The following is a 7,315-nucleotide window of genomic DNA, read 5'->3' as shown; positions in this document are numbered from 1 at the left end:
CATGCGGTGCAAAATGTTATCCGGTATTAGCCCCGGTTTCCCGGAGTTATCCCAGTCTTATAGGCAGGTTACCTACGTGTTACTCACCCGTCCGCCGCTAACTTCTTAAGAGCAAGCTCTTAATCGGTTCGCTCGACTTGCATGTATTAGGCACGCCGCCAGCGTTCATCCTGAGCCAGGATCAAACTCTCCAATAAAGTTTGTCTAGCATCATAAATAAAAATTGACGTTTCACGTTGTTTGTTTCGTTCAGTTTTCAAAGAACTTATCCGCCGCTCAATTGCGACTTCCTCATGTTAACATCTCAGTCATTCAATGTCAACTAAGTTTTTTATTTTGTTTGTCGCAGTTACTTAGTTTCACCAGCGACTCGTATAATATTACACTCATATTTAATAATAGTCAATATCTTTTTGTTTTTTAGAGATGTTGGAGTCTGTATAGCAATGGAACAAAATCACACAACAAGCATTAGCGGAAATTAATCATACACATATTATACAGTTAAATATATGTATGATTATGTAGAACAAGATCATCGCCATGTACAGTAAGACGCCGTCTTACCAAATCAGCAGAATTTCAAATCCTTCGCCATGCTTCACGTACGATAAAAGGAAGTGAAACAGTTCATATCCTATACAAACAAAGGCGAAGTCTTATAATGAATTACAAAATTTTTAACGCTATCAGCTTTTTATGCATTAAGAAACTTTACAATAGAACCTTTTATTACATATTTGCTAACACTTCCAGCGGGAAAAAGTAATTAATACATTTACTCTAGATATAAAGAGTCATACATTCGAGTGTCTAAGTTCACTAAGGAGACTCAAAAGTTACCATACCTGACAAAGGAAATATTAATGTAACCCTAGTTCCTTTATTCACTTCAGAGTCAATGCCAATTTTCAATCCCAATTTTGAGCACAGTTTTTCGCATAGATACAAACCCATTCCTGTACTTTTGCTAAATCTCCTTCCATTCTCTCCAGTAAATCCTTTTTCAAAAACTCTATTTATATCTTTAGGTATTATCCCTACTCCATTATCCTCTATGGTTAGTATTACTGAGTTAGCTTTCTTAATTGAATATATACGTATCATTGATTCTTTGTTATTTGAGTACTTTATAGAATTTCCTATTATCTGATTAATGACAAATTCAACCCATTTTTTATCACTATATACAATTTCGTTAATATCTTTTATATCTAAATTTATTCTCTTATGAATAAAATCTCTATAATTTCTTTTAATTACATTTCTTACTACATCATCAAGGTTAATTGGTTTTATAATATAGTCTTTACCGACATTATTGCTTCGAGAATAATACAGAACCTGTTGTACAAACCCTTCGATTCGATCCATTTGGGAGTCTATTTTACTAGTTACTTCATTTTGATTATTTTCAATTATTAGCTTTGTAGAAGCTATTGGTGTCTTAATCTCATGCACCCATGTCTCTATATATTCTCTGTAATCCGTTTGCATATCTCTGTAATTTTTTATATTTTCATGCATATCCCTACTGATCTCTTTAAGTATAGAATTAAGCTTTTCCCCATGTATAAAATTTGTTTCCTTTACTACCTCTGGAAATAGGTATTTTTTATCTAAGTTTTCTAATATACCATTAACTTCATTATAATAAATTTTATATTTTATAAATTCTACAGCCATATATGAAATCAATGGAAAAAACCAAATACAAAAGACAAAGAATATTATAATGAAATGAACATTCGCAGTCATCAATATACCTGCTAGTATAATAAATACCAGTACATTAGATAGTATTACTACTATTTTATCTTTAATAAATTCACCTGTGCTCATGGCATTATATACCCTAACCCTCTCCTTGTTTCTATTGGATTTTCTATCCCTATCTCTTCAAGCTTTTTTCTTAATCTATTTATATTAACAGTTAAGGTACTATCATCCACAAAATAATCTGATTTCCACAAGTATTCCATAAGGGAATCCCTTTTTACAATATTACCGCGGTTATTTATTAAGCATGAGAGTATTTTAACCTCATTTTTAGTTAACTCTAAGGATTTGTATTGATAAGTAACCGTTGCATTTGAAAGATTTAAACTAAAATCTCTATAAATTAAGATATTATTCGTCTTTAAACCTCCAGATGCTCTTCTTAACATGTTTGTTACTCTTGCTAATAATATTTCTGTATTATAAGGCTTTGTTATAAAATCATCTGCTCCTAAATTCATACTTATGAGTTCATCTACATCACTATCTCTGCTTGTAACCATTATGATTGGAACATCTGAAGTTTTACGTATTTCTCTGCATATATAATAGCCATCGAACACAGGAAGATTTATGTCTAGTAATATAAGGTCTGCATTCTCACTTTCTATATATTCGATAATATGATTAAAATCTGTGGGAGCCTTTACTTCATATCCATACTTTATAAAAAAATTTTGTAATTCTTCTCTGATGATTTCATCATCTTCAATAAGAATGATTTTTTTCATGACTTTTCCCTCCCTATATTAAATATAAGGCTGCAAAATCTTGTGAATCAAGATTTTGCAGCCTTAATGATCATAATAAAATCAAGCATTACTTTTTACAATATTTTTATACCCGATATATGTTGTGTAGAAATATCCTGCATAAACTACAATAAACGCTAACCCAGTCATCAATGCTGGTAAACTAATGTTTGCTTGTTGATATATGTTTATAAAATTATTGACGACATAAATCCCAATGACTGAATGAATCAAGGCAAGAATAACTGGAAGACTAAAGTATACAAAAGTCTGAATGAAAATTGTTTTGTCTATCATTGTTCTGTTTGATCCAATTCTCTTTAAAGATTTATATCTCTCTATACTATCACTGGCTTCTGATAATTGTTGAAGAGCTAATACAGCCATACTCGTTATTAAAAATACAATGCCTAAATAGATCCCAATAAATAGTACGGTTGTTGTCACTCCCTTACTTTCTGCATAAACTGTATCCTTTGATATGCCAGTTATAAAATCAATATTTAATTTGGGACCATTACCATTAGGATCATAAAAGATCGGTTCAACGTGATCATATTTTTTATTATATTCTTCTCTATTTCCATCTAAATAATTCACATTTAGTACGGATTTGTTAATTTTGTAGCCTGATAAAAACTCATCATTTATAACGACTGTGAATACATTAGTTGTACCATCAAAAGTTTGAAGATTATCCGTGATAACTTTAGAGTTTTTTACTACATATTCTTTTTCTTTTAAATTTATTTTATTGCTATTCTTTAATTTTCCATCGATCGATTTAATCAATTTGTCATCACTTGATAAAAGTAAAACTTCATTGTTATTTAAATTGATTTCTTTTTCACCTTTAAATTTTAAAATTTTATTGTAATCAGAGATTTTAATGAAATCCACATCGAGTTTCTTAGAAGGTTTATTTTCTTGTGTTAAATAGTCAACAACTTTCATCCCTGTATGATGTACATTATAAGATACATATTTTTCGTTCTTACTTATTTTAAAATCAAATTTATTTAATACGTCTTCTATGTTGTAGCTTTCATCCTTATTTTCCAATAGGATACTGGCATCAAATGGTGTTAATCCTTTAAGTGATGCATCCATACTTCTTTTAAAGCTTATTCCTGTAGATAAAACCGTCATTGTAATAAATAGCATGATACAGATTAAAGACATAGATATAAAATTTGTGTTAACCTTACTATTTAGTTGTTTGATAATAAATATATTTAACCCTTTAAAATAAACTTTTTTATTTTTCTTTACAACATATAATATAAATCCAGATAAACTAAAGAAAAACAACAATGTACCTAATATTCCAAGAAGTATCGATACTATGAGCATAGGATTTCTAAAATCTAACCCTATCTTTAGTACAGAACTATATGCAAATCCAAGTGATACTACACATAAAATAAATGTTATTAAATATATAATAGGATTTTTAAATTTTATCTCTTCGTTTTTTCTGCCCGCTGTTAACAAATCAATTATTTTGTATTTAGAAACAACATATACATTAAATAACATAACAAGTACAAACATGATTCCAAAGTATAATACAGTTTTACCTATAGCACCTGTTGAAATTGCAAATTTATATTTATTCATGGGCAAATCAAATAACTTTAATGCAAATGTAGATAATCCCTGTGATACTCCAATACCTAGTATAAGCCCACTCACTAAAGATATAACGCCAACTAGAAATGTCTCTGTTACCAACATTCTGGATATGGTACTTCTTCCCATACCTAAAGTCATGTATATTCCTAATTCTTTTTTACGTTTTTTAATTAAGAAATTATTTGCATACAAGATTAAACTACCTAATATTACAGATACAAATGCGGACACAATTGAGATAACTTTCATTAAAGTAGCCACAAACGATCTACCTGAAGCCTCAACTTCCATAAGTGCCTTTTGTGATTCTAATGAGTTAAAGCTATAAAATATACAAACAGCCAGTGTTAGTGTTAAGAAATATATCGCATAATCTTTGAAACTCTTCTTTACATTACCAACCGCAATCTTAGAATACATTATTATCGTCACCTCCAAGAAGGGTTATAACTTCGATAATTTTATTAAAGAATTCTTTTCTAGAATCATTCCCTCTTACCAACTCGCTAAATATTTTCCCATCTTTAATAAAAAGAATTCTACGAGCATAGCTTGCTGTAAATGCATCATGAGTAACCATAAGTATTGTAGCTTTTAAATCCTTATTTAGACTTTCAAATCTTTCAAGTAATAATCTAGCTGATTTAGAATCTAACGCTCCTGTTGGTTCATCTGCAAGTACTAAAGATGGATCTGTTACGATAGCTCTTGCCGAAGCAACCCTTTGTTTTTGTCCCCCTGACATTTGATAAGGATATTTGTTCAACACTTGCTCAATGTCTAAATATTTTGCTACTGATTTTATTTTGTCATCAATTTTTGAACTTTCCTCACCTTTTATTGTTAACGCTAAGGCAATATTTTCATAGGCGGTAAGAGTATCTAATAAATTAAAGTCCTGAAATATAAACCCTAACTCATTTTGTCTAAATTTATCTAGTGACTTTGATTTTAACCTAGTAATGTCACTATTATTTATTATTATTTTTCCCGTAGTAACATTATCGATAGTTGAAATACAGTTAAGCAATGTAGTTTTTCCACTTCCTGAAGGCCCCATTATCCCAACAAATTCTCCCTCATCTACCTTAAAACTAATATTATCTATAGCCTTTGTTACATTATCTTTATTACCATAATATTTTTCAATTTTTTCTACACTTAATATATTTCGCATTTATACTTCTCCTTTTTTCATTATAAGAATGTTTTAACTCCCAGTCATTTATGTAATTTATTCTATATAATTTCATTCATAGTATCGGTTGAATTACATTTCATTAACATTACATTTTTGTTATATTGAGTGATACCTCTATATGCAGGTTATCAGAAACCATGATGGCATTTGTAAATAACAACAACACACAATCTTACTTTTTTAGAGTATAGAAACCAAAAGTAAAATATAGGCCATATGAAAAAAATCCAATTTAAAAAGGTATGAAAAGAATAGAAATCCTCTTCATACCTTTTGTATTACTTAGCTACTTAATAAATTAGCATATTAAATTGCAAATTAGATGGATGTTGATTTTTGGATTAGTCGATACTATTTTCTATGTCCGCTAATATTAGTCATTAAAAGAGGAGGTATCTATGTGTTCCACTAAAACGATTTCTATACAGGCAACATCTTTGATTTCCGGTTTTATTTCTAATTTATTTCAAGAAAAAGATTTGCATAGAAAACACTGAAAGAATACACGAGTGATCTAAGAGATTTTGTGTATTGGTTTGAAAATATGTGAGGAAAACATTAATACCTTATTTTGTCTAAAGCTATGATTTTTCAGAGTGTTAGAGGTACGACTTTACTATTCAAAAATAGCTAAATTAAAATCCTTACAGTTATTAATTGCCTAGACTACATTATTAAATATGAAGACAATACATATTTAGCTTGCTAAAACACATGACATAACTAAAATGGTCATTTTTATTACATTTCAATAAAGTTCACATAATGTACACAAACCAACTAACTACCCTATGATAAAATGGAAATTATGAACAGTTAATCAATAATGTATCAGTATGGTCTGATTTTACATGTCTATCAGCTGATCCCCAAATACAGGTTATGTAATAATGTTATTTTAGAACGTAATGGAGATGATAAAATATGACAACCTGGTTTATAGTTTCGTTGATTATTATGTTTACTCTTAAATTACTAGTAACATCCCTTCCAAATTCTGTTGTAGAATCGTTTGTCAGCAAATTTGAATTACATCCAAAACTCGATGATACGACTGTCACCGTAACGATCGACGGAAAAAACTTAGAAGGTAACGAGAAGATTCAAGTTATTAATCATTTTAACCAAGCACTATTTTTAGAGAAATATTATTTCCCTCCACAGAGTAGCGGAACACCATTGGTCATTAATGCTAAGAAAGGCAAAAACGATGTTAGTTTTTCGATATACAGTTACAACGATCACGTTGATGTAATCAAACAGTATAAGAAAAAGGTAGTTGCATATAGCCTCCGTTCTGATAGCCTTCAAAAACGTTCCATGTTAGTAACGGGAGATGTAATTTAAAAAGATCGTCAGAGAGACGATTTTTTTATAGATGAAATGACAACTAAAGCTAAAATAGAAAGAAAAGGATTCTTAATACATAGGAAATCCTTTTTTCTTTGTCTAAATTTGCTTAGTATACAAAACTCACGTTTTTAGACATCAAATACTTCTTTTGTTTCTTTATGTACTATATGAAAACTTTCACCACTTACTTCCTTGTTATGCATATACAAAAAAGACGAGTCATACTGACTCGTCTCAGATTGCCTGGCAACGTCCTACTCTCACAGGGACAAAGTCCCAACTACCATCGGCGCTAGAGAGCTTAACTTCCGTGTTCGGTATGGGAACGGGTGTGACCTCTCTGCCATCATTACCAGACTTATGAAGGTATATTCCTTCAAAACTAGATAACATTTGCTTCATATTATATGGTTAAGTCCTCGATCTATTAGTATTCGTCAGCTCCACGTGTCACCACGCTTCCACCTCGAACCTATCAACCTGATCATCTTTCAGGGATCTTACTAGCTTAACGCTATGGGAAATCTCATCTTGAGGGGGGCTTCATGCTTAGATGCTTTCAGCACTTATCCCTTCCGCACATAGCTACCCAGCT

General features: G+C 30.5%; 5 protein-coding genes and 3 rRNA genes. 1 reads left to right on the top strand and 7 read right to left on the bottom strand.

Annotated features, from left to right (window positions below):
• The 5 genes from BM350_RS25805 to BM350_RS25785 all read right to left on the bottom strand — a co-directional run.
• Nucleotides 1-197, bottom strand: a 16S ribosomal RNA gene (locus BM350_RS25805); the annotation flags it as partial.
• 625 nt (nucleotides 198-822) lie between these two features.
• Nucleotides 823-1,842 carry a sensor histidine kinase gene (locus BM350_RS25800; protein ID WP_090920629.1) on the bottom strand — a complete coding sequence of 340 codons (1,020 nt, stop codon included), beginning with the start codon at nucleotides 1,840-1,842 and terminating at the stop codon, nucleotides 823-825.
• Entirely contained in the window at nucleotides 1,839-2,510 is a 672-nt protein-coding gene (locus BM350_RS25795) for a response regulator transcription factor (protein WP_090920626.1), read from the bottom strand. Before BM350_RS25795 ends, BM350_RS25800 begins: the two co-directional genes overlap by 4 nt.
• Before the next feature lie 81 nt (nucleotides 2,511-2,591).
• Nucleotides 2,592-4,586, bottom strand: coding sequence for an FtsX-like permease family protein (locus tag BM350_RS25790; RefSeq protein WP_090920623.1), 1,995 nt, complete (start codon nucleotides 4,584-4,586; stop codon nucleotides 2,592-2,594).
• Nucleotides 4,576-5,343 (bottom strand): ABC transporter ATP-binding protein, encoded by a 768-nt coding sequence (locus tag BM350_RS25785; RefSeq protein WP_090920620.1) that lies wholly within the window; start codon nucleotides 5,341-5,343, stop codon nucleotides 4,576-4,578. Before BM350_RS25785 ends, BM350_RS25790 begins: the two co-directional genes overlap by 11 nt.
• A 948-nt stretch (nucleotides 5,344-6,291) precedes the next feature.
• Between BM350_RS25785 and BM350_RS25780 the strand changes: the two genes are divergently transcribed.
• The gene (locus BM350_RS25780; RefSeq protein WP_090920617.1) at nucleotides 6,292-6,714 is read left to right on the top strand and encodes a YfmQ family protein; all 423 of its coding nucleotides are present in this window, start codon (nucleotides 6,292-6,294) and stop codon (nucleotides 6,712-6,714) included.
• 247 nt (nucleotides 6,715-6,961) lie between these two features.
• Here the strand turns inward: BM350_RS25780 and rrf are convergent.
• Nucleotides 6,962-7,077 (bottom strand): 5S ribosomal RNA (gene rrf / locus BM350_RS25775).
• A gap of 50 nt (nucleotides 7,078-7,127) precedes the next feature.
• A 23S ribosomal RNA gene (locus tag BM350_RS25770) occupies nucleotides 7,128-7,315 on the bottom strand; the annotation flags it as partial.

It is taken from the genome of Bacillus sp. 103mf, from assembly GCF_900116295.1.
GTDB lineage: Bacteria > Bacillota > Bacilli > Bacillales > Bacillaceae_G > Bacillus_A > Bacillus_A bruguierae.
The sequence above is the reverse complement of the archived record's forward strand: the minus strand, read 5'-3'. Positions and strand labels throughout refer to the sequence as shown.

Coding starts and splice junctions, on each gene's coding strand:
- BM350_RS25800 (WP_090920629.1), bottom strand. CDS start 1,842: ATGAGCACAGGTGAATTTATTAAAGATAAAATAGTAGTAATACTATCT.
- BM350_RS25795 (WP_090920626.1), bottom strand. CDS start 2,510: ATGAAAAAAATCATTCTTATTGAAGATGATGAAATCATCAGAGAAGAA.
- BM350_RS25790 (WP_090920623.1), bottom strand. CDS start 4,586: ATGTATTCTAAGATTGCGGTTGGTAATGTAAAGAAGAGTTTCAAAGAT.
- BM350_RS25785 (WP_090920620.1), bottom strand. CDS start 5,343: ATGCGAAATATATTAAGTGTAGAAAAAATTGAAAAATATTATGGTAAT.
- BM350_RS25780 (WP_090920617.1), top strand. CDS start 6,292: ATGACAACCTGGTTTATAGTTTCGTTGATTATTATGTTTACTCTTAAA.